This is a genomic window from Pelosinus fermentans DSM 17108 (genome assembly GCF_000271485.2).
In the GTDB taxonomy this organism is placed as follows: domain Bacteria; phylum Bacillota; class Negativicutes; order DSM-13327; family DSM-13327; genus Pelosinus; species Pelosinus fermentans.
The window spans coordinates 3,958,201-3,982,639 of record NZ_AKVN02000001.1; the positions used below are offsets into that span (position 1 = coordinate 3,958,201).

Sequence of the window (24,439 nt, forward strand, 5' to 3'; positions counted from 1 at the left end):
TCAAAAAGTATGAACACCCTTTATCTACATTGTAAATCTCCTATCACCCTGGCAAGATCACTTGCATTCGGTTCGGCTACAATGCAAGTGAAGTGATTGCCGGCAATTTTTTGCACTGAAAATTTACCAAGACAAATTTCCTTCCAGAAACCAAGCGTTGTTTCATTCGTCCACGGCATTAAGGCAAAAGGCTCACGCGCCAGAAGAAACCGGATGTCTCCCATATACGGCTGGGGCGTGAAATGGGCGGACTTCAAACTTTGGCGAAAAACCTTAAACATACCCTCAGCCATCTCTACCGGCATTTTGTCGCCAGTAACTTTAGCTACCGCCTCAACATAAACCGTGAAACGATCTCTCGTGGAGAGAACCGAGAGTCTTCTGAACAAATCACCCACCTTATCGAGCCCCTCATCACCGCCTATAGCCAGCGATGCTCCTGCAGGTATACTGTGATTATTGACTTCAAACATGTGCCGCAAACCGCGTACAAATTCATCCTGATTTACGCTGCTGAAACCCGCCTTCTCAAGTGGAATGTGGAGGTTCTGTATAAACAATGATTCAATAACCAAATTATCGTCTATATCATAAAGAACAGGCGGACTGTCAATCAGAACCAGATCCAGCAAATGTATTCCTTTCTCCAGCAGACGTCTTGCCACTTCAACAGCAATCAACCCTCCCAGGCTGTAACCGATCAGCTGCATCTCTTTATGACCTGTTTCAATAAGCCGTTCGGCGTAATCATCCGCAAGATGCTCAATAAGACCCGAATGATCTAATGAACAATACAAATCCGTATCCGCTACAGTTATGCCGATAACAGGACCGCTATTCTGTTCATCCAGATGAGTAAGCAGTTGACGAAAACAATTCATCGTACCAAGACCGGCATGAAAAACAACTCTGAGGGCTCCCGTTCCGCCTCCATAAGAGGTAAGCACCGCATTGCTTGAATTGTTTTTTTGTTGTCTGATGGAATCATCAACAGAAGCGTGTCCGGTCTTATTACTTTGCAAACGCACAAATTCAGCAAGTGCCGCGACAGTCGGATAATTGAGCATCTGTCTGAGCAGAGCATCAAAAGGAATATCAAGCATTAATGACTCACCGGCAAAAATTTCCCGCAGCTTTCCTGCAACCTGAGCCATAATGAGCGAATCCGCACCGTGATCGTAAAAATTCTGCAGTCTGCCGATGACCGGCATACCCAGTGCTTCCGCCCATATCCGCAACAGTTGTTCCTCCAGAGGATCCGAAATTCCGGCTATGGATTCCATAACAGAATCATCCGTTATGGATTGGATTTTCCATTTTGCAAGCTCCCGCCGGTCTATTTTTCCGTTACCTGTCAATGGTAACGCGTCAACAATTTGTATGGCAGCAGGAATCATATAAGCGGGTAGGCGCTGTGATAGAAAATCCGCCAACGTTGCTGCATTTACCGGTATGCTGTTCTGTTTAAAGCAGACCGTCTCCACGATGCCGATCAACGCCTTATTATCACCTGAGCTATCTACCACAACCGCCGCTGCAGCAACAGCAGGGTGTTTCTGCAGTGCCGCTTCAATTTCACCCAGTTCGATCCGGTGCCCCTTAATTTTGACCTGATTGTCTTCGCGACCAAGAAATTCAATTTCGCCGCCGGGCATGTAGCGTCCCATGTCCCCGGTGTGGTAAAGCCTTTGCCCGTCAACGTGATGAGGAAAAAACCGCGCCTCAGTAGTTTCTTTATCTCCGAAATAGCCTTTGGCAAGACCGTCGCCGGTAATATACAGCCCCCCCATCACCCATACGGGGCAGTCCCGCAGCCTTTCATCCAGAATACGGAAACCCTGATTGGCAAGCGGACGTCCGTATGGGATACTGCTCCAGTCCGGCTGCAATCCCTGATAAACATGGTAATTTGACCAAATTGATGCTTCAGTGGCACCACCAAGACTTATAACCTGTACGGAAGGCACTCGTTTTATCAGAGTATCAGGCAGAGTCAGCGGTATCCAGTCTCCGGACAGCATGGCAAGCCGGAACTTCGCCAGGTCTATTTTAGATTCAGAGTTCAGGTAGGCAACCAGCATCTGCACCAACGCCGGCACGGAATTCCATACCGTAATTTCATGTTCAGCCATCAGTTCCACCCAGTGAGACGGGTCTGTCTGCCTGTCAGCGGAAGGATAGATCAGCGTTCCTCCGGCAGACAAAATGCCAAATATATCATAGACGGACAAATCGAAACTCAACTGCGCCAGTCCCAGAACCTTATCATCCCGGCCGACTTTAAAGCGGCTGTTGATATCTGTAATTGTATTGGCGGCCGCACGGTGTGTGATTACGACGCCCTTTGGTTGTCCAGTTGAACCCGAGGTATGAATGATGTAAGCCGGCATATCAGGATCATAGTCAGCCACAAGAGCATTCTCCCGATGTGGCGTCAGCTTATCCACTTCAATCACCGTAATGTTTTCCGGCCATTTTATCCCGCTTGTTGAGCATGTCAAAACATGAAGAACATTTGTTTTTTTTAACATAGCCGAGCGGCGTAATTCCGGCTGCGTGGTGTCAACCGGAACATAAACTGCGCCAGCCGACAAAGCGCCCAACACCGCCGCTACCTGATGTACGGACTTGTCCATAATTATCGCGACTCTGTCTTGTTGTTTGCAGCCGGTTTCTTGCAGTTTTCCGGCCACTGCCGATGCTATCAACATGAGCTCGCCGTATGTCACCTGTCCTTTGCTATCTAAAACAGCAGGCCGGTCCGGGGTGGCCGCGGCCTGCGCCAGTATCCCGCTGTGCAGCAAACCATCCGGTAACGTCATTTTTGTATCGTTAACCCGCTGTCGCTCGCTTAACTGCCACGCAGGTAAAGCCGCAGTTTCGCCTGCATCCCAAACTTGCTGCATTCCACCCAGCAAGCGCAGCAGCGACTCAAATGCATCGAACATATCATCCGTCATTCCTTCAGGGAAAACGCCTTCCCGGATATCCCAGTTAACCTGAAGACCGGACGAACTATCCATCGCCTGACAATCAATAAAAACCTGTGGCGTCTGACTGATTCCCTGACCTTCGACTTTTCCTTGCAGGCAGTTTCCTTCTGTCGGCTCGACAAGCCCAATAGCGCTGGTAAACACGATTGGCATCAGCGCGGCTTCCCGGCCGCGTCTGCGGGAAATCTCCCTTAACACTTCGACCCCGGAAAACAGGCGGTGGTCCAGATCTTCAAACAGTTGTTTATTCATTGTTTTTGCCCGTTCAGTAAACGAATTGCCAGTATACCAGTCCACGGCAAGCAGACTGACCGATGTGAAATCACCAACTATATCATTAACCTGGGAATGCAGAGGAAGCCTGTTGAGTACGGTAAGATTCAGACAAAACTTTTTGTTGCGGCTCCACCGCTCAAGTACGGCAGCGTATGCCGTCATCACTGCAGCCGTCGGCGTCAGACCACGCTGCTGTGCTTTTTGCTTCAATCCGTTCCAGCTTTGGGCATCCAGCTTAAGAAAACGACGGCTGAAACGTGCCTGGCCGAAATTAGTCTGAAATCTTGCCATCGGCAGATCCGGTGCCAGTGGCAAATCATCAATCCGGCGGAACCAGTAATCTTTGTCCTTTGCATATACGATACTTTCCCGCAAACTGCGTTCGGCTATAAGATAATCGCGGAAACTGAGCTTAAAATCTGGAAGCATTCGCTCCGGCTCGTAGTACAACGCCTCAAATTCCGAAAGCAACAGCCAGATGCTTGCCCAGTCGGCGATGAGAAACTCAATGGAAAAATGCAGCACGGCCCGATCTGGAGTTTTCGTCACCGCCACACCGAATAAAGGCCAGCAATCCGTATTGTAAATGCGATGACCCATTTCCTCTCGGATGTCATCAAGCTGTGCTGATACTTTATCTGTCTCCCATGCACCTGCATCAGTATAGGCCACATCCAGTCGCGGCACCTTCTCCATGACCTGCTGATAGCCGTTCTTGTTAATGACGGCCCGCAGCATATCATGACGCAAAACCAGTTTATTCCATGCTGCCTCGACACGTCTGCGCTCCAGCTCTGGATAGTTAAGTTCAAGGTAAATGTGGCAGGCGACACCCCCATACCCGAATACTTCACTGCGGCCAAGCAAATAAGCAAACTGTACATCCGTCAACGGGAAAGGCTCATATCTTGATTCGGGATGATATTCCACTGTCACCGGTTTGGCTTCCGACTGAAGCAGGCTCAGAATATTCGTCTTGTAGTCTTTCAGCGACTGCAGATCGCTGCCGGCCAGCATTCCCTGCGGCGCTCTGTAGCGCAGCTTACCATTCTCTGCCCATAAAGACACGCCTTCGCCGCGGAGACGTGCCACCAAACTATTAATATTTATTTTGCAGTTCGGTATCATAACTTTATCCCTCCAGCTTTACTAATCTTGTTTATCCTGCATATTAACGTGACTGCACTTAAGCATGCTTCTTCTTCCTCACTGCAAAAAGTTTCTGTCCCAGAGGAGCGAGGGGATGGTCCTCGTTGGGAAGTGTCAGAACTTCCGCGGCTCCTGTTTTCTGAAAAACATCCTGCCATTGCTTGACGGACATAAATGTTGTGTTTGTATTCTTTCTGTCGTCTTCCGGACGGGTTATCATAAAAGCCTGAGAAATCAGCATTTCCGGAAATTCACGTGTAGGTTCGGTAATAAGTATCCATCCTCCGGGAACTAGAATCTGCATAAGCCTATCTACAGTTTCGTTTATATTGAAAGCATTATTCATGACTCCCGCCGCAATGATTATATCTGCACTTTCGGTCTGCAAGCCCTGCTGAATAAAGTCTTTGTCAATATTCGCAATCCGAAACCTCATCCATGGGCAGTCTTTAAATCGTTCACGTGCGGCCGAGAGAAAGAAATTTGAAACATCCGTGAACAAGTAATCGGTTTTAAGAACTCCGGCGGATACTTTTAGCCTCGGAACTACTACGTCTGTGGTAGCTCCCGTACCTGCGCCTATCTCAAGAACCCTCAGCGGTTCTTCGGACTCCACATCCGGCGCAACCTTTTTGGCAGCGCCGATGCGGATAACCGCTTCCGACACCGCTTTATTGAGATAACGGGCCGTTATCGTCTCACGATACAAGGCATTGGCATAGTCCATTCTGCCTTCGGGGAATAACAGGAGCGCAGCCTGCTGTTCTCCGCTCATCAGTTGCGGAAGCTGTTCGGCATTGCTTATCAGATAATCCATGGTGAGTGGTGAACCAAGTCTGCCGTCCCATATTTTCCTTACCGCATTCCAGTGATCTTGCAACATTTCTTTGGTCACAACACCGGCATCATAAAAATAATCCCCGCGGTGTTTTAGATATCCACGTTCAGATAACAATTCAAGCCAGCGCATAATAAGGTATTGATGCTGGGGTGCAGTATTCGAAACGGACAAAATCTCTCTTATGCTGTATTCCCGTTCCCTATTTGTCAGAACACCCTGTGTTTGCAGAGAGTATAGCATCGAACTGAAAACAGCTTTATCCAGCTTCCCGACAAACAAATTCACACAATCCGAATCTATGCCGCAAAGCTGACTGTCAGCATATTCCGTGCATGAAGAAATATTTGTTTCCCTGTTAAAGCAAAATTCGAATACATGATGTTTCACGTTGTCATCCGGCATTTCGGCAGCGGCTTCCCTTAAAATATTGACTGACAGCGGCTGATGACTGCATCCGGGGCGCAAAACCGGATATCCTAGATTGGCAGTCATTTCCTGCCACTGACTGGAACATAAAAGTTCCTGCTGGGCTCTCATAGCTGCGCCGGGACCTCCCAGAATCCTTTCTCTCATCGTCGACAAATCGCGGGCAATGGCGTGGGGCCACTGCTTCGTGAGAATATCCTTGTAATTCACAGGAGCCGACGGGCCCAGCGTCTCTATGCTGTTTTCAAGCAGATGTTCCGGATCAGCGCCCGCAAAATCGCCGAACGTATTCAGATTCTCAGGAATATGCAGACGGGGCTGCCAGACAACGGGGCCATGAGTATCGGTAAGGGAGAGGCTTCCTCCCTCGGAACCAATTGTAATTCGGTGCAGCAAATGCAGATAGTTATCCGGATCATCGGGATCTACTTCATTATGGACTCTCAATATGGCCGGAATTTTGCCTAACGTTCCGGTCATAACATGAAACGGTCCTCCATCCCGGCTTACGGTACCGGTCTTCCACGGGCGAATTGACGGCAAAGCCTCCGAAAAAATGTGCATCATCGGATAAGAAACCTGAGAAGCGAATGCCGCGTCGATATACAGCGCGTTTTGCCGTTCCAGCAGGGCTTGTGCACAGGCAATAAACCGTCTAACAGCAGGTAAATGAACATAAAGATCGCCTGTCTGAAAAAACACGTTTTGCTGCCGCGCTGCTCTGAGACACGCCGCCACATCTTTGTGATGCACAGGCTGTTCCTGAATAACATGAATACCCCGTTCAAGAAGCCTCAGGGACATATCCGTTCCTTTACCGCCCATAACTCCCGAGCGCAGCACGACGCAGGCAAGATCAATGTCATCCGGAAGCTGACCCGCTTCCGTGTATAGATTTATCCCGTAGTATGCCGCACATTTTGCCGACCTCTCGCTCCCCCTCGCGAGCAGACCGGCAAGTTCAAACTCTTCAGGCAACGTTTTTAACGCTTCAAGGTAAAATTGTCCAAACGTAGAACCGCATACCACCGTACGTATTTTTTTTCTTTTCATATTTCACCCTCCACCACCTGTAACAGATCGTCAACCGAACATTCTATAATACTCAAGTATTTTGTACTGCCCAGCCGGGCAATCACTTTGGCCGGGTCAGGGATTTCAGCAAGCGGGCGCACTCCGAAAGGTATTTCTCCCTCCAGCACGGCGATACCCGCCGCCGCAGCGGTCGAACCGGTCAGAATTGAAGGTCTGTCGGCCTGAAGAACTAGTGTCCGTATTATTCCGGCCCCGTTTTTTATTCCAGTAAGTTGTATAATGAAATTTATATACTTTTGACGCCCTGCCGCGTCAAGCTCGGTCGCCGTGCAAAGGCGCTTTACCGCACTCTTCCAGTCAGTCAAAAACAGTGGACGTATTTCTTCAAGAACCGGCGGTACATACTCTCCGTCAATCGCGATGTACCACTCGCCGTCGCGGAGCGATAAGGTCGTCGCCACGAATTCCGCTTCGGCGTCGAAATACGGATATAAAGCCACTTCCCGCGGGAAAAAAGGCAGTGCAGTTCCGGGTCTCCGTCTCAGAGCCGCTGAGCGGCGGGCGCCATTTTTCCATGCCGCCAGAGGTTCGTTATCTTTGCCCGCAACACCTGTAAGATAGTCTTCAGCAGCGGCAGCTGTGAATCTGTCCAAAGCGCCAGTATAATAAACCATCGAATCCACTTTATCAAAAGATGTAGCCAGCCATCGGGGCAACAGTCCCGATAATCCGGGAGTGGCACCTGCGGCATATAATACGGCAGTGCTTTGCGGTGTGCCGCGCATCATTTCCAGAGCTTCATCAATACCGGCATCCACATGATGACAACCCATTGACAAACACATCCCGGCAACACGTGCTGCTATCCGGTGAGACGGCCCGGCGCAGTTGACGATCAGTTCGCATCCGTGCAGAAACGATTTCATACTCTTTTCGTCTTCAATATCAACCTTAACCCATTCCGCATGCGGGAATTCGTCTGCGAGCTTTGTCTGTGCCAATTCCGGATTCCTGCCACCTATCCGCAGCGGATGTTTTCCCCATTCTTTAAGCATTCGCGCCGCCTGCAGTCCGACATCCCCGTAACCACCAATGATACCGATCATATTTCACCCTCTTCCATTGATTCCATAGTTTGCTTCATTTCCATTAATTTGCTTTCAAGAACAGAGGCAACCTGAAACAATGCGGGCAATTCAAACATCTGTCTTAGTGACAACTCGACGCCGAATTTTTCCTTTACACCCGCAAGAAAACGCGTTGCCAGCAGACTATCCCCTCCGATTTCAAAGAATCCTTGCTTACGTCCGATTGCACCACTCGATAGAAGCTTTTGCCACATTTCGGCAACCTCCTGTTCCATTCCGGCATGCGGCTTTTCGCCGCCGCGTTCTTCAGCGCGGAATGCAAATACTGCGGTAACAGCTGCACGGTCCACCTTACCATTTGCGCTTAACGGCAGCCACGGCAATATTTCAATTTTTTCCGGCAACATGTGTGGCGGCAGATGATCTGCGGTAAATTTCAATATACAATCCAGATCCAGCTCCGGCCTTGTTGCTGGGCAATCAGCCTCGATAAATTCAGTGAAGGAGTCTCCTACGGGCATAAAACTTGTCTTATTAAAACCGGCTTTCTTGAATAGATTTGCCCACTGCTGAGCCGGCAGCATTGGGCTATATGCCTGACGGCGGTCATGATCAAAATCCGCGAAGCCCCTGTCAAGTACCGCCGATGTTACTGCTGCAAGCGGCATAATCTCACAATGTTCCAATGCAAGTATTTTTCCGCCGCACCGTACCAGTAATGAAGCAATGGCCACACCCTGATACGGATCATGATAGCGATGAAGTGCGTTTACGGCCAGAACCAAATCAAAGGAATAACGGAGCTGATCCGGAACGCCGTATTCCGGCAGTCTTTTGCAATTGACAGAATGCGGCAACGAAGACAGATGGATTTTTGCAGTCTCAACCATTGACAGAGCAGAATCAAGAAGCGTGAAACTAATATCCTCCGGATCAAGCATGTCCAGAAGCTTAGCTGCTATGATGCCGCTTCGTCCGCCAATAAGTGCAGTTTCAACCGGTTTGCCGGCAGCTTTCGATATGCACTTTATTTTTTCAGCAATCAGTTCGATTCCCGCAATGGTTCCGGAATCCCTGGAGGATAAGCTTTCAGGAGAAAGAATATCATCATCAAGAAGAACCACTGACGAAATCTCTCCGCTTAGAATTCCACGGTAATCATCCAGGCGCTGAAATAAACGCCTTGCTACGCTTGAAATCAGGGGATCATCCGCTATTATTCCGTTACTATTTACCGCACTCCGCTGAAGAGTTTTGGCATATTGAAGGACTTCCTCAATTCTCGGTCCGCCATGTAAAACACCATCATAATCTGTTATAACATTGCGTCCGCCAAGCCAGCGGAGCCACATCTGAAGCAACGACTGATTCTCATCAGTTATCCGCAGCTGCCGCCCGGGATGCAGATTTTTTCCGGTATCATTCTGTAATTCAGCAAGATTAAGGATTTCAGCAATTAAAGCTTCAGCAATCTTTGACTGTATTTCCCTTGAAGAATTTCTGAAAGAGTCTGAATTTGAGGGCACAGACGAAACGGTATGAACCTGCACCGGAGCGCAGCCGGCAACAACAGCGGCCACCAGATGCTGCGTCCCGGTACCAGAGGATATGACCGCGACAGCCTGACTTATTCCTGCATATTGCCGTAAAACCGCCTCAATTTCGCCGAGCTCAATGCGGTATCCTCTTAATTTCACCTGCTGATCGGCTCTGCCGAGAAATTCAAGAATGCCATCAGACCAATAGCGTGCCAGATCGCCTGTACGATACCAGCGATTCTCCCCTGTATTAATAAAACTCTTTGAAGTTAATTCGGAATTTCCGAGATAGCCGCGGGCAACCCCCATACCGCCAATCCACAGCTCACCGGTCACCATATCCGGACAATCACGGCCGAACCGGTCCACAACACGAAAACATTGGTTGGTCAAAGGCGCTCCGTAGGGAATCGAACTCCATGAAGGATCAACGGATGTAACTTCGAAGTAATTCGACCAAATGGAAGCTTCGGTCGCTCCTCCAAGAGCAATAAAGCGGCAGTCCTGGGATTTTTTTATTAAGCGGTCATGCAAATCAAGCCCGACCCAATCGCCGGAAACAAGAGCAAGACGCAACGAAGGCAATAAACCATACTCGCCGGCAGCAATCATCAACATATCTAAGAGCGCCGGTACAGAATTCCAGACTGTCACATTCATTCTACGGATGAGTTCAAGCCAAACGAGCGCTTCCCGTCCGGTGCTTTCATTAAGCAATACAATCCCGCCTCCGGCTGAAAGAAGACCAAACAAATCATAAACGGAAAGATCGAAGTCCAGAGCCGAAACGGCAAGAACTCTGTCGGATGCACTGACCGAAAATCGGGTATTTATATCCAGAATCGTATTATAAGCAGCTCTGTGAGGTATCTGCACACCTTTCGGCTCTCCTGTCGATCCCGAAGTGAAGATTACATACGCTAGAGCATCAGTATTGACAGAAACGGGGCGCGGCAGAGGAGAAACTTTATCCGCTTCATCTGTCATGATCACGGTAAGTTTCTCCTCAGTAGATAAGACGGCAAATTCTGTCTTATCCGTTACCAAGCGGCTGATTCCGCCTATCCGGTATATTCTGTCCCGGCGCCCTGCGGGCTGGTTCACGCCAATCGGAACATATACTGCACCTGCAGCCAGTACGGCCAACACAGCAATAACCTGATTCGGCCCCCGCGGCAGGGTAACAGCGACAGCCTCTCCCTGTTGAACACCTTTTTCGCTAAGAAGTGCAGCCAAACGCAGAGCTTTGTCGGCTAGTTCACCGTAAGTCATCATCCGGTCAATTCCGTTCTCATCCCACAGCAAAGCCTCCTTTTCGGGGTTCTCCTGTGCATGAATAAAAAATTCCTGATGAATTAATTTTTCTTTAACTGGGACAAACGTGGCATTTACTTTCTCACGTACCGCCCGCTGCAACTCGGGAAGAAAATCCGGCGCCTGCTTTGCCCAGGCTTTTTCGGATGACCAGTTCAACAGACAGATGTACACTTCAAACATGGCATCGGGCAAATTCAGCGGAAAAAGTTCTGCAAGTACATCCCAAGTAATCCCGATTTCTTCATCGTGCTCAGAAACATGGCAATGCAGGCAAACCTGCGGCATACGCATCTCCTGTGGGTGATGTTCATCACATACAGAACCACTTGCATTGTTAACCATATTTTCGTCTGTTCCGGCAGAATCATGAAACGCTGGCAGTACGCCGGAAAAGACAACGACTACTTGCCGATCATCCTGACCAGAATCTTTTGCAATATTCGGAAAAATAGACGAAACAGTTGCCGGGCATCGGTTTACCGAATCCGCGAGCTGAAGTTCTGTTCTGCGGCATATTTCAATCCGGTTCTCATCCCGTACGGGTTTGAATACTACGGGAATTGCCGGCTGTGAAGCCATCCTGTTAAACAAGTCCTCCGGAGTAGCATGTCCGCTGGAATCATTCAGTAGAATTACTGTCATTTCCGAACCCGAACTCCATCTGCCCAGCACTTCGCCAAAGGCTGATAGTAACACCGACAGAGATGAAAAGCCATGTGCAAGTGCGGAAGCCTGCAGCTTATTCCACTTATCTCTGCCAATTTCGTATTCCCTGCGAATGAGAAACCGTTTATCGGTTACCGTAGCAGTACTGGACTGGAACGGCAATTGCGGTGGCGGAGGGAAGATTTCAGAATTCTTCTTACCAATTTCAATCATTGCAAATCACCTCTTTTATAAAAAATAACAGAATACAGCAAAAAGTATTATTGAGGCAGCGTCGACAGGCCAAAACACCCTGGAAACTGGGGAGAGCCTTTGTCCTATCTGTAAATAGAAACACCCTGCCTGCATTGAGCAATATCAGAGCGATTCGCAAACGAACGATTCAAAGCTCTTTTCAAGATTAAATGATAACGATAATCAATGTCAAAGATAATCAGAGGTCATATTTGCTAAATTTTCGCAAATAAGGATGATATTTCTTTGATTAGCTTCCAAAATCTCCTATATTTTCTTATTTTAGAAAAAAAAGGATATAGCGACCTATTATGCAGGAAAGGAAAATATGCCCTCGCTGTCTGTGCTACTGAGACAACGGGAGCATATTCACTCAAATGAAAGAAATCTCTCCATTTTCAATTATCAACTTGCATGATCACCCCAAAATTGATACAATTGATAATGATAATCGTTTTACCCATTTACATCTTATATACAGATATCTTACGCACTCAATGGACACGACGTATCTTTTATTTAACATTCCAAGCGGTTAACAAATCCACAAATTCCGCAGACCTATTCAATCAACGTATGAGCCGGGCAGAGCATCTGCCGGCGAATACGGACTGCCGATCAGTCAGATTTCGCAAATTGCCGGTCACAAAAATGCGGGTAGCTTGGCGGAAACCTTCCGGAAAAATACAGGATTACTGCCTAACGAATACCATAATTAGCCCTGTTAAAATAGATAAATATATGATAAGGGATAAATATTGCTTATCAAAGGGAGAATGTTATGGATTGGAAAACGGAAAAAAGTAACGAATCAGAAGAGCACTGGGTGTTATATAATAACAGGAAATATGTGTTATATTCTTCCCAGAACAGCATGAATTGTGCCCAAGTGACCAACAATTTTGGCAGTGGGCATGTGAAGCAGCTGTTTTCCTGCCCTTTTGCCCAAATCAAAGACTCTGAAATAATATTTTGTGATAGCATATGCGGAGGCGCCAATTTCAGCATGCCACGCATTATGCTATATTTTTGTCTAACAGGGGAATTGGTTCTGGAGGAAAACGAGCTTGTTGTAGATACGGCTAATTTTTTAGCCTTTAACGCAGCCAATCTAAGGCGCGTAAGGTTCCAGCCCAACCTTCGTCATCGGATTATCACTGTGGAAATCTATCCCGATAAGCTCAGAGATTTTGGCAATGATTACTTGCAAAGAGCTGTGCTCCGTAGTTTTCACGCTCACAACACAGCTTTTTCCACACATAAGCTATCACCGGCGATGAAAACCGTGCTGCATCAACTGGTCAATTGTCCATATCATGACTCTGTAAAAACGATTTACATGGAGGGAAAACTGCTGGAATTCCTGGCGGTTTATCTGAATGAGACCATCTATCAAGATGAACCGGTGCTAGGTCATTGCCCAAACCTCTCCCGGCAGGATGTAAAAAGTATTTATCAGGCAAAACAAACACTAGATCAAAGCTTTGTCTCGCCACCGACCCTTGCGGTGTTGTCGAAACTGATTTGCCTGAACGAATTCAAATTGAAAAATGGTTTTAAGCAATTGTTCGGTCAGACAGTACATACTTATGTTGTCGATAAAAGACTGGAGCTGGCAAGGCAGCTATTTGAAGAAAAGAAGCTGAATGTGGGTGAAGCCGCTTCGCATATCGGCTATTCGAATGCCAGTTATTTCGCCCTGGCTTTCCGCAAAAAATTTGGCGTTAGCCCGAGTGAATATCTGGCGCAGAATAAATAATAAAGGCTCTGCTTGCGACTGTATCATTTTAGATACAGTCGTTTTTGTATGTTTAAGCTCATTTTTGCTAAAGCAGTATTATCCGATTAAGCTGTCAGAACTTTTTAACACCGTAAATGGGAAAAAATCCGTTTACTGTTCAATAAATCCTTTTACAGGTAGAAAAACCCTGAATCTTTTTAGTATACTTCATTAGTGAAATAGATAATCATTCTCAATTTGTAACATTAATGGATTGGAGGTGAAATAGTGAATGATACGATTGACTTTAAGGCGTCCAAGCCCGATCCCAGAGTATGGATGTTTCTGCTTGTTGTCATATCCTTATTGACCTTCCTCTGCGGAAGCCTCCTTGAACTTTTCATCTTGTTTGCCGCGCTTGCCGTGATCATGACCTGGCAGAAAATGCTCGCAACGGTCATTTATTTTGTGGCATTCTATACGGCATTACTGGTACTCAATGAATTTCTTTGTCTTATTTCCATACCACCGGTCAGTATGGTAGTGGGCATGCTGGTTTTACTATTATTCAGGCTGATGCCGGTTTATATGGCCTACATAATCCTGTTGGAGAAAACGTCCATCAATGAATTGATTATCGCGTTGGAGCAAATGCATGTTCCTAAAATACTGATTATCCCTTTAGCGGTAGTCTATCGCTATATCCTCACAGTGAAGTACGAAATCTTGTATATTAAAGATAGTTTGAAAATGAGGGGACTGAATCCATCGTTAACCGGGATGTTTTTACAACCGGTAACAACGGTCGAGAAATTCATGATTCCTTTGCTGATTCGCAGCGGCAAGCTGGCCGATGAACTGTCGGCGGCGGCGCTGTGCAAAGGGCTTGATGCCGAGCACCCAAGGACTTCCTGCACCGGCGTCCGGTTTGAGCAAAAGGATGCCGTCTGTTGCGTAATATTTGCAGTGGCGGCGGCGACACTGATTTTTTTGCACTATTATCCAGGCTTTGGCAATTTGGTTCTATAGAAAGGAGTACGACGATTCTGAAAAGTACAACACAGCCAATCATGCCCGGAAAGGGTTGGAATATGGCATTATGACGGAAAACTTACTGCAACAACATTCCACTATGCAGAAAAAAACGATAATTGAGTTCCACGATGTGCATGTAACGTACCGCAATCGTAACCGGGAAAGCCTTACCGGTTTTAGCCTGAATGTAAAGCAGGGCGAATTTGTGGTCCTGACCGGTAAAAGCGGCTGCGGCAAAACAACGGTAACCCGCTGCATCAATAGCTTAATCCCAAATTTTTTTGACGCTGAACTGCGAGGAGAAGTCTTCGTTGGCGGCCTGGATATAAAAACAGCCTCAATGAGGGACATATCACGCAGGGTGGGATCGGTTTTTCAGGACCCCCGCTCCCAGTTCTTTACCTTGCATGTCAGGAGCGAACTTGCTTTTCCCAGTGAAAATTATGGGATTGAAAGGCACCTAATGCAGAAGCAAATCAAAAAAACCGTGCAGGATCTACACCTTAATACACTGCTAACACGCTCCATCTTTACGCTTTCCAGCGGCGAAAAACAAAAAGTCGCTGTAGCATCCGTCTATGCCCTGGAACCGGATATTTATGTTTTCGATGAACCCTCTGCCAATTTAGACAAAACAGGCACGGATCAGCTGCTCGCTGTACTGAGCATCCTTAAAGCCAAAGGTCATACCGTTATTATCGCTGAACACAAGCTTGCCTATTTAAAGGAATTGCTTGACCGCGTGGTTTTTATCGAAGACGGACAGGGAAAAGAGGAATTTAGCGGTCGGGATTTTTTTGCCAAACCCGACCGGTGGTTTCGGGATAAGGGGCTGCGCCATTTTGACGGATCGGCCCTGCGGCCAGCAGCTAATGAACTGCCTCAAAAGGCAGAAACCCAGGCACCTTTGCTGCAGGCAGTGGCTATATCCTTTGGCTATAAAAGAGGAAAACCAATTCTGAACGGCATATCCTTAAGTGCCTATCGCGGTGAAATTACCGGGATCATGGGTAAAAACGGCGTGGGGAAAAGTACCCTGCTGCGAGTACTGATGGGGCTGGAAAAACAACACCGGGGCGAAATCCTTCTTGAAGGCAAACCAGCTGGTACGAAGGTGCGTATGCAGAATTCCTTCTATGTTATGCAGGATGTCGATTACCAGCTTTTTGCCCCCAGCGTGTGGGAAGAGATGCTGCTGGGATGTAAAGAGTCACCAAGCATCGTGGCGAAAGCAGAAGAATACCTGCGGTTCTTTCACCTGGAAAGCTATAAAGAGGCCCATCCCGCTGCTCTTTCCGGTGGGCAGAAGCAGCGTCTGGCCATTGCATTGGCCGGCATGCGAAACGCCAAAATTTTATTCCTGGATGAACCAACCAGCGGCCTGGATGGAGAAAACATGGCAAAAGTCAGCGAACTCATAAGAAAGCTGGCGCAAGAAGGGCGGTGCATTTTTGTTATCTCCCATGATTATGAATTCGCAATAAATACATTTGATAAAATTTTCTCTCTGGAGGAAGACGGTAGGCTTACCCACCTCTCCTTCGACAATAATGCAACAGAATGCTCTACTCAGAAATAAGGAATAAAAAGGATGTTTTGTTATGGCTTCTTTAAAAACAAATAACAACCAGACTGTCCGGCATTTGATCACAATTGGCATTTTCAATGCATTGATTATTAGTATTTTTATGCTGCTGGGGTTTACCATTGGGCTGATCCCCGTGATTTTAATCTTCATGCCGGTTATATTAGCGATACCGGGAGGAATTATCTTTATGCTGATGCTGGCGAAAGCACCGTTGCGTGGTGTGTTTGTCATCAGCGGCGCTTTGCTGGGTTTGGTTCTCTTTAACATGGCACCGGCCGGTGTGTTTGGACTGAGCATCTTTGTAGGGGGCGTGCTGGGCGAGATTGCCTTTGGTTTTATCGGTCGGGAAAAATTTATTGCGAAGGTCACCGGTTTTGCCTTTTACATGCTGGGCTTTGCCGTGGGAGAAAGTTTTCCGCTTACCTTTATGAAGGAAGCCTATATAGCGCAAGAAGCGACCAAAGGAACAGAGCAACTGGCTATCCTGCAACAATGCCTGGCGTTAATGAACCCGGCAATGCTGGCGGTAATCTGCCTGCTTACGGTGATTATGGCCTGTGTGAGCAGTTTATGGGGCAGACGGCTGCTGCGCACGCATTTTGAAAAAGCCGGCATTGTATAACGCTACAATCGCCATCAGCAAAAAGTTCATTCAATAGTCTTTCAATAATATAATGAGGTGAAATTGTGAAAAAAAAGCAAAAACAGCATTTGGTCAGCCTCCTGGTGAGCGGGGCCGTATTAATGGCCGGACAAACGGCCTTTGCCGACGAACAAGAATTCAGCATGGACGAGTATGTGGTGACGGCCAGCCGGATGCCGGTAAAAAAGACAGAAACTGCGGCCAGCGTGACTGTCATTACCCGTGAAGAGATTGAAAAAAGCGGCGCAGTCAGTGTCCCGGATATCCTCAACAGAACCACCGTGACGATGCAAAATGACACTACTGCCAGTGTGCCGACCATCAACGGCGACGTGCGGGTGCTGGTTTTGGTTGACGGCCGCGAGGTCAACTGGAAAGGCGGCGGGATGCATATGGGCCAGTCCGGCGCCAATCTTGACTATTTACCCAGTGTCGACAGTATTGAACGGATTGAGATTGTCAGAGGGCCTGCCTCCGCCCTGTATGGCAGTGACGCGGTGGGCGGCGTCATCAATATCATCACCCGTAAAAGTGCCGAACCAGTCACCCGTTACTCGGCAGAAGCCGGCAGCTGGGGCCTGCGCCGGTACAACCTGACTACCGAGAACAAGGTCGGCGATTTCAGCTACCGCATCAACTTTGAACGGAAAAGCCAAGATGACTTCCACTATAACAGCGGCTACAGCGGTAACAGTGACGCAACGGCCAAAAATACAGCCCTTGACCAGGATAAAATGAATATCCGTCTGGACAAAGACCTCGGCAACAACCGTTCCCTGTCCCTGACCGTCGATCATACCGACGGCCGGAAAGGCTTTAATGTCATGCCGGATTACCAAGCCCATGTCGACTCCGGCGGCAATACTAATTATTTTACCCACTCTGTGCAAACCTATGTAGAGAATAATGTTAGTTTAACCTACAATTGGAACCAAGGAGACAAAGCCAATAGCTTTGTCAGATTGTACCGTAATTACTTTACGTATAATTATGATAATCATCCTGATGACTATCAGATTCCTGATTATTATTTTAATGGCCGCTCATATACCAATCAGGCCGATGGGGCGGAATGGCAACAAACCTGGCAAATCAATGAGAGATATACACTGCTGGGCGGCGCTTCCTGGCGTCAGGTTACGGCCGACTCCGCAGAGTATGATATTGATGTTCCGGCCTATGGTTACTATCAAGCAGGATACAACTACACCGACAAAAAGATATCCAACCGGGCCTTCTTTTTGGAAAATAACTGGCGGCTGCCAAAAAACTGGTCGGTAACAGCTGGGGTGCGCTATGACGATTACACCCTGTTCGGCGATAAAACCACGGCCCGCATCACGGCAAACCGCGAGCTCAACCAGACGACCAATGTGTATGCGTCCTGGGGACAGATCTTTAAAACCCCGTTTATCGCTGATGTCTATGGAGGCGGTTTTATGATCCCCAATCTGAACCTCAAGCCGGAAACCGGCGATGTGGTCACGCTAGGGCTGAACACCCGGTTGGCCGAAGGGACCGAGCTCCAGGCCAGCATGTTTAGCAGTCGTCTTAACGATGCACTGGATTATATTGTGGTTGGTTATAATCAATATCAGTGGCAAAACGTAGCTGAACTGAAAAGAAAAGGGCTGGATCTGAGCCTGAAACGTCGGTTATCACCGCAGTGGCAGGCATTGCTCGGGTATTCCTATGTTAAAGTGGAGGAACAGGGGGCTACCCAGCGGGAAGAGATCAACAACAATGAGCCGCATGGTTACCGGCTAGGCCTGCAGTACGAACAGGACAAATGGAATGCCAACTTTACCCTCCGGGGCGCAACCGGACGTGATACGCGGGCATTTACGTCGTCGGACTACTGGGTGGCTGATCTGGGCGTAAACTATAAGGTAAATCCGGCTACCCGTGTTTATCTGAAGGTATACAACCTGACAAACGAAGCCTATGAACTGCATGGCTCCTACGGAGATGCCTCTAACCTTACAGGGCTCTATCCGATGGCGGGCAGACAGGTTGTCTTTGGCATCGATCAGCGGATATAGCACTAAATTAAAGAATTTGTTCATACAGTCAGTTAACCTCTAGTGATGGTTAATGGACTGTATGAATTTTTTTCCTTCATTATGTATAGAGAACAGATTTCGACTTTACCGACGATGGCAATAAAAACGGCGAAGTGTTACTCCCCTAGTACCTTGACCATATTAGAATTTAGTTTTAGGCGAGGCAAACAAAAATAACTTTCCCCTTATATGCTTCTTTATCCAGCGTACCGCCAAATATAATATATTTGAACATTCAACATTACAACTAAAGAAAGGCTGTATCACCACGTAAGAAACCGTGGGTAGACAACCTTTTATGATCAACAAAAAAATGACATTATGAATTAACTGTATTTCTAACTACTTTACTAGTCGCGAAATCGTCCTAAATGCATCAGAGCCAGCTTGATAACAAAGTTCAAATAAAATGGATTCTACGGTGGTAAGAATAGCCCCTTCATATTTCATTCGTTCCAATGCGATTTCATAATCACTTCTAGTACGGGAACCTATTGCATCTGCCACCACAATCGGCTGAAAACCAAACTCTTTCAAATCAATTACCGTTTGCAGTACACAAATATGAGCTTCAATCCCTGCAATGATAACATTTTTACTATCCCGCTCATGAAGTTCCTTGACTAACGCCTCATTGCCACAACAACTAAATGTCGTTTTGTCATGGTATTCTGAAAAATATGGACGCAATTGTTCAATGGTATTTCCCAATCCTTTTGGATATTGCTGAGCAGCCATGATCGGAACCTCTAATGCTTTTAATCCTTCTATAAGAATCGTTATTTTTTTAGCTATAATCTCACCGCCAACAATATAAGGAAACAGTTTTTCTTGCACATCCACCATCAAAAATTGAGATTTTTCTTTTTCCAAGCGCATATATTTCCCCCTCTTCTTTATTAAAATGATAGAAGACTACCATAATACTGCAACAAAATCTTATTCTCCTATTTAGCTATTATTTGAAGAAAATCCTTTATTATACCGCTTGACGTAATGCCTCCTTAAAATTTAGCTTTACATGTTAATTATGAAGCTGAACTATCCAACAATCCATGACTTATTATCCGACATACATGCCATAATTTTTGATTTAACGACCTCTTTCATAGCCGATCCATCATTTCTTACTACCGCCTCATGGAGAATTACACATTCAGAATATGATGATATTCTTTCCTCTTAACATTTACCAAATAAGAATAAAAATCCTGCACAGGTTTATATGTAATCATTCACCTGATCTTTCTTATATAAGAAAAACGCTTCGCGTCCTTTAAAACATAGAAAATAAACCGAACCGCAGAGGCGCAGAGAACACTGAGAAAAATAGATAAGGTTTAAAACCTCTGTGTTCTCTGCGAACTCTGTGTCCTCTGCGTTCAACGTTCCCCTAAACTTATAAATTGTTATCTTACGAAAAAAAAGTTCCGTTTTCACGGAACTTAGCTGCCCTTCCCAAGACAACTCACAACATAGCAAAGGATAATGAAAGTTTGGATCATATGTTAGCTATTCCGTACCCAGATACGAAACAGTCACATAACAAGTAAAAATCTCCCGACCACTGCTGGTCGGGAGAAACAATTAAGAGCATCATAGCTATACTTATAGAAAATCCTAGCGAAAAATTGCGCTAGGATATAAGTACAATACAACATTTGCTGTGCACTTAATCCCCTCCCCATCTCTCGTGGGTAAAAAACGGTGATTGTCAAATAGGCAGTTCTCCTGGCTCTGGATCATTGCTTACCCAAACCTTCCCAAGACAGTTGTCTCAGTGGTATACCTTGGGTTCACTCCTCATTACAGTGGCGGGACCGCGCCGGCATTGGACCGGACTTCCCTATTAAGCCCCTTGGGGCACCTATCTCAACATATGGAATTTTATAACATTCATATTAGTAACTGCTTATATAATAACACTTTATTTTACTATGCACAAGTCTATAATTTATATTTATTACATTTTCGAATCGATAGGATGCAAATTTACCATAATGAAAAATTCGATTCAATTCTTCCTTATAACGAATCCAGGTAAATGGCAGCAACGGTTTCCCGACTTGCCTCAATTGGCGCCATACTTAAAAGCAGTTCCAAACTAGGAGTTTCAAAAGCAAGATCTGTCAATCGGGCTACATCACTGTCAACAAAGCCTTCTTCTCGCAAGCTTTGCTTCATGCCATGTTTCTTAAGCCACTGTTTTAAACCAATATATGCTGCCTCTGCTTCCGTTGCTTCCCCTTTTAAACCAGGCACAATAGGTGCCAAGATATTCGCCAAAATCGCGGCTTTAGCCGGATAGATGTGTTTTACTACTGCGGGCAATAATACTGACAAGCCCGACCCATGAGGCAAATCAGCTTTGATACCGCTAAGAGGATGCTCCATGGCATGAGTAAAGTGCAGCAATCCATTATCAAAAGAAGCCCCTGCAATCATCGAAGCATATAATAAATAATAGCGGGCTTCCAAATTCTTAGGATCTTCTTGCGCCAATGGCAAGTAATGGGTAACAAGTGAGATGACCTCGCGAGCCAGCGTTACAGCATATATATTCCCCAGCTTCGTGGTAGCTGCTTCAATAGCATGATTTACAGCATCAATGGATACATAGGCAGTCTGTTCTGGCGGCAAAGTAGTCATAAGTGCCGGATCATCAATGGAATATAGAGGATATAAGCATTCATAGGCAAGAACCGGCTTATACTCTTTCTCCGGTATACTGACAACAGCAAAGCGATTAGCTTCCGTTCCAGTTCCATGTGTCAAATTAATGGCAATAATCGGTACTGCCTTTTCTGGCAAAAAAGTATATTCATACAACTCTCGTGCAGTTTTTCCTGGATTCGCTACTAAAGCAGCCACACTCTTTCCTGCATCAATGGGACTTCCGCCGCCAATGGCGATAACAGCTTGCGCTCCAAATTCCAGTGCTGCACTTGCCGCTTCGTCAACTTGATCAACGGTTGGATTGGATGTGACTTTACTATACAGCACTGGCAGGATACTGGCAGCATCCAATGCTTTTTTCACATGCTCCCAAGCACCAGATTTGATGTGAGATCCCCTGCCAGTAACCACAATCACCTTACTAATTCCTTTTTCAGATAAAGTTTTTGCAATGTCGGTCATTTTAGTAATGGCGCCAATACCAAAATATACGGTTGTTTTAGTACGAATTTCAACAATTTGTGCTAAATCAATTTCTTTCCCCCACATGTACATCCCCGCCTTTTCTGATTTTTCAGTTTATGTATATTGCTAGTATAGCGTACCCCCAATGTAAAAACAATCCTTTTGTGTGAAAAAAATAACAATTTTAATGTAAATAGAACCCTTCATCAAAATGACGAGGGTTCCATTTACATTGCTATCTTATTTATGACCTGGGCAGGTATCACCAGTTAATCGGTCTATCCATGTCAGCTGCCGGTAATTAATTTTTTCATATTCATCTGCTTCGGCGATTTGCTCCATACAGTCCTTACATACCTTTTGTCCAGCTGCCTCAATGAGCGCTGGCGGTATTCCCAAACGTCTTAATCGGCTGCTCCTGTCTTCTACTTCAATATCTTGTATATCTACAGCCTCATCACTGATCACGATGAGTCCTGTATCCCCCTGGAAACTAGGGTCGCTGCGCACAGTACTAATTTTCTTGCAACGCGCTGCCAAAGATTTATATTTTTCAATAACCCGATAGTCTATGCTTCCGTTGATAATCAGCTTGTCCGCTCTTGGGTCTTCAAGAGCCTGAAGGATCTCGGAATAAATCCCCTTTTCTCGTACTTGGGCTGTGGTTAATTTCTTTATGATTCGTTCTCGAAATTCCCCCAAATACTGTACTTTTTCATCATATTTTAATTCAGGTGCTCCATGCAGCCCCACTAATAAAGCCTGCTCGACTTTATCTTTTTGCACCATTCTGCTAATATCTTTTGATTGGTCTTGGCTATCGATCACAATCCCTCCTAACGCTGCTGATATAATGCTATAGAAAACTATATCATATATTTGGTTTCATTTCCAATCGCAGAAGAGGGATAAAACCCTTTGAACCGCGAAGACGCGAAGAATCTGAAACAATCGGGGGCTAAAAAGGAACCGCAGAGGCGCAGAGAACACTGAGAAAAGATATAATTAGGGCTAAAAACCTCTGTGCTCTCTGCTAACTCTGTGTCCTCTGTGTTCAACGTTCCTTCTAAACAAGATATTTATATTTTTTGTGTTCTCCTTTGTGTGCCGCGAGTGGCGGCATTGTGCCTTTGTGGTTCGTAGAGAAAAACCGTTACAATCAAATTAAGAAGATGGCAACGATCGTTGTTACAAAGAGGCCTATCATTACTGGCAGCAGATTACGCCGTGCTAATTCGAAAGGACTCACATTACAAATGGCCGCAGCGGCGATTACACTCCAAGGAATTAAAGTTCCCCCACCAGTAAAAATTGCAGCAATTTGCCCTAATGCAGTCAGCGTTCCTATACCTGAACCAATGGAAACTGAAAAAAGTTTCGCTAGGGATCCAACAAGAGATATCCCCGAAAAACCAGAACCATCAAGACCTGTTATAATCCCCACAATCATGATCGTAAATGCCCCAATTGCCGGACTAATGGAAACCATTTGAGCCATAGCCAAGCCTAAATCATTGACTAATCCTTGTGACCCTAAAGGCAGTATTTTGCCAAATATAGAAGTAAAGCCGCTATCACCTAAGTAGAAAAATGCAGCAATCGGAATAATCGGTCCAAAAACCGTGATGCCAAACTTCAATCCCTCTAGCAAATAGGCAGTCGTTTTTTCAATGCCGTTATTGCGATGCGCTACAAGAGATATGATAATCATAATGAATATCGAGGTTCCGCCAATCAAAGCCGTTGCATCTGATCCTCGTAAATTAAAAGCATATAGTGCAGCCACATCCAAGCCAAAGAGGATCGGCACCATAGCTGCAATCCATCCTTTCGTTTTAGCAGAAAGGGAAGGATGAACAGGCAGATCTTCCTGCTCACTGCGCTCACTTACTACAACCGTTTCGTTTTCTACTGTTAACTTCCCAAGAGCCATATCTCTTTTCAATAACCAATAAGCAGCACTTACCGTTACCACTCCCATTACAATCAACAAGGGGATACTTGCATTTACTACCTCCTGGACTGGAATACCTGCGGCTGCAGCTGTCAATTTGGGTGCACCTTGAATCACTAAATCCCCGGATAGAGCAATTCCATGTCCAAACAAGTTCATAGCAACTGCAACCCCCATAGCTGGTAAGCCTACCCGGCGACTGACAGGCAGCAATACAGCACCCATAAGTGCTGCTGCTGGTGAAGGCCAGAAAAAGAAGGAAATAATCATCATGAACAATCCGATGATCCAATATGCCATACCAGGAGTGCGAATGATCCTTGCAAAAGGTTCTACCATAATTTCGTTGACCCCTGCATGAAGCAGGGCTTTGCTCATAGCTACGATGAGAGAAATAATCAAAATCGTACCGGACAGTTCATTGATTGCATACACAAAGCTATTAAATATCCCAATCACAGCTTGATTCAATGTTCCTGTTGCCACATAGCCCATTAAGAATATCCCAATAATGCAAATCAAACTTGTATCTCTGCGCATTGCCATCGTAAGGATAATCAAGAGAATAAAACTAGTGAAAATCCAATGTAAAGAAGTCAGTTCAAACATGAAACTTCCCCCTCTAAATTCAGTACTATGACAGTGTATGCAAATGATAGGAAAAGAGCTACTAAAAGACTGCTGCCACCAAACATAAAGCTCAGTTCTGCCTATTGCAAAACTGAGCTTATA

General features: G+C 46.1%; 13 protein-coding genes and 1 riboswitch. Of the genes, 5 read left to right on the top strand and 8 right to left on the bottom strand.

Features of this window, described 5'->3' with window-relative positions; genetic code table 11:
• Positions 1-20 precede the first annotated feature (20 nt).
• From FR7_RS18210 to FR7_RS18225, 4 genes are read right to left on the bottom strand one after another with little or no spacing between them, the layout of a single operon-like run.
• A complete protein-coding gene (locus FR7_RS18210; protein ID WP_007937343.1) occupies positions 21-4,397 on the bottom strand; it encodes a non-ribosomal peptide synthetase in 4,377 nt (1,458 codons plus the stop codon).
• Positions 4,398-4,455: 58 nt separating this feature from the next.
• On the bottom strand, positions 4,456-6,738 hold the full coding sequence (locus FR7_RS18215) for a bifunctional Gfo/Idh/MocA family oxidoreductase/class I SAM-dependent methyltransferase (protein ID WP_007937345.1): 2,283 nt from the start codon (positions 6,736-6,738) through the stop codon (positions 4,456-4,458).
• Positions 6,735-7,826 carry a saccharopine dehydrogenase NADP-binding domain-containing protein gene (locus tag FR7_RS18220; RefSeq protein WP_007937347.1) on the bottom strand — a complete coding sequence of 364 codons (1,092 nt, stop codon included), beginning with the start codon at positions 7,824-7,826 and terminating at the stop codon, positions 6,735-6,737. The genes FR7_RS18215 and FR7_RS18220 overlap by 4 nt, the downstream gene beginning before the upstream one ends.
• A complete protein-coding gene (locus tag FR7_RS18225) occupies positions 7,823-11,542 on the bottom strand; it encodes an amino acid adenylation domain-containing protein (protein ID WP_007937349.1) in 3,720 nt (1,239 codons plus the stop codon). Before FR7_RS18225 ends, FR7_RS18220 begins: the two co-directional genes overlap by 4 nt.
• Positions 11,543-12,344: 802 nt before the next feature.
• Here FR7_RS18225 and FR7_RS18230 point away from each other — a divergent pair.
• The 5 genes from FR7_RS18230 (at position 12,345) to FR7_RS18250 (ending at position 18,591) form a co-directional block, all read left to right on the top strand.
• Complete coding sequence (locus FR7_RS18230) at positions 12,345-13,322, top strand: AraC family transcriptional regulator (protein ID WP_007937351.1); 978 nt, start codon at positions 12,345-12,347, stop codon at positions 13,320-13,322.
• A gap of 249 nt (positions 13,323-13,571) precedes the next feature.
• Positions 13,572-14,312 (top strand): energy-coupling factor transporter transmembrane component T family protein, encoded by a 741-nt coding sequence (locus tag FR7_RS18235; RefSeq protein WP_007937353.1) that lies wholly within the window; start codon positions 13,572-13,574, stop codon positions 14,310-14,312.
• Positions 14,313-14,382: 70 nt separating this feature from the next.
• Complete coding sequence (locus FR7_RS18240) at positions 14,383-15,897, top strand: ABC transporter ATP-binding protein (RefSeq protein ID WP_007937356.1); 1,515 nt, start codon at positions 14,383-14,385, stop codon at positions 15,895-15,897.
• A gap of 22 nt (positions 15,898-15,919) precedes the next feature.
• Positions 15,920-16,528, top strand: a complete 609-nt coding sequence (locus FR7_RS18245) for an MptD family putative ECF transporter S component (protein ID WP_007937357.1) — start codon at positions 15,920-15,922, stop codon at positions 16,526-16,528.
• 65 nt (positions 16,529-16,593) lie between these two features.
• Positions 16,594-18,591 (top strand): TonB-dependent receptor plug domain-containing protein, encoded by a 1,998-nt coding sequence (locus tag FR7_RS18250; RefSeq protein WP_007937358.1) that lies wholly within the window; start codon positions 16,594-16,596, stop codon positions 18,589-18,591.
• A gap of 363 nt (positions 18,592-18,954) precedes the next feature.
• Here FR7_RS18250 and FR7_RS18255 read toward each other — a convergent pair whose 3' ends face one another.
• The 4 genes from FR7_RS18255 to FR7_RS18270 form a co-directional block, all read right to left on the bottom strand.
• On the bottom strand, positions 18,955-19,491 hold the full coding sequence (locus FR7_RS18255) for a hydrolase (RefSeq protein WP_007937359.1): 537 nt from the start codon (positions 19,489-19,491) through the stop codon (positions 18,955-18,957).
• An 825-nt stretch (positions 19,492-20,316) separates the two neighbouring features.
• A riboswitch (cobalamin riboswitch) is annotated at positions 20,317-20,498 on the bottom strand.
• Positions 20,499-20,637: 139 nt separating this feature from the next.
• Positions 20,638-21,837 carry an iron-containing alcohol dehydrogenase gene (locus tag FR7_RS18260; RefSeq protein WP_007937360.1) on the bottom strand — a complete coding sequence of 400 codons (1,200 nt, stop codon included), beginning with the start codon at positions 21,835-21,837 and terminating at the stop codon, positions 20,638-20,640.
• Positions 21,838-21,993: 156 nt separating this feature from the next.
• Positions 21,994-22,581, bottom strand: a complete 588-nt coding sequence (locus tag FR7_RS18265) for a YueI family protein (RefSeq protein ID WP_007937361.1) — start codon at positions 22,579-22,581, stop codon at positions 21,994-21,996.
• A gap of 331 nt (positions 22,582-22,912) precedes the next feature.
• Positions 22,913-24,316 carry a hypothetical protein gene (locus tag FR7_RS18270; protein WP_007937363.1) on the bottom strand — a complete coding sequence of 468 codons (1,404 nt, stop codon included), beginning with the start codon at positions 24,314-24,316 and terminating at the stop codon, positions 22,913-22,915.
• Between the last annotated feature and the right edge of the window lie 123 nt (positions 24,317-24,439).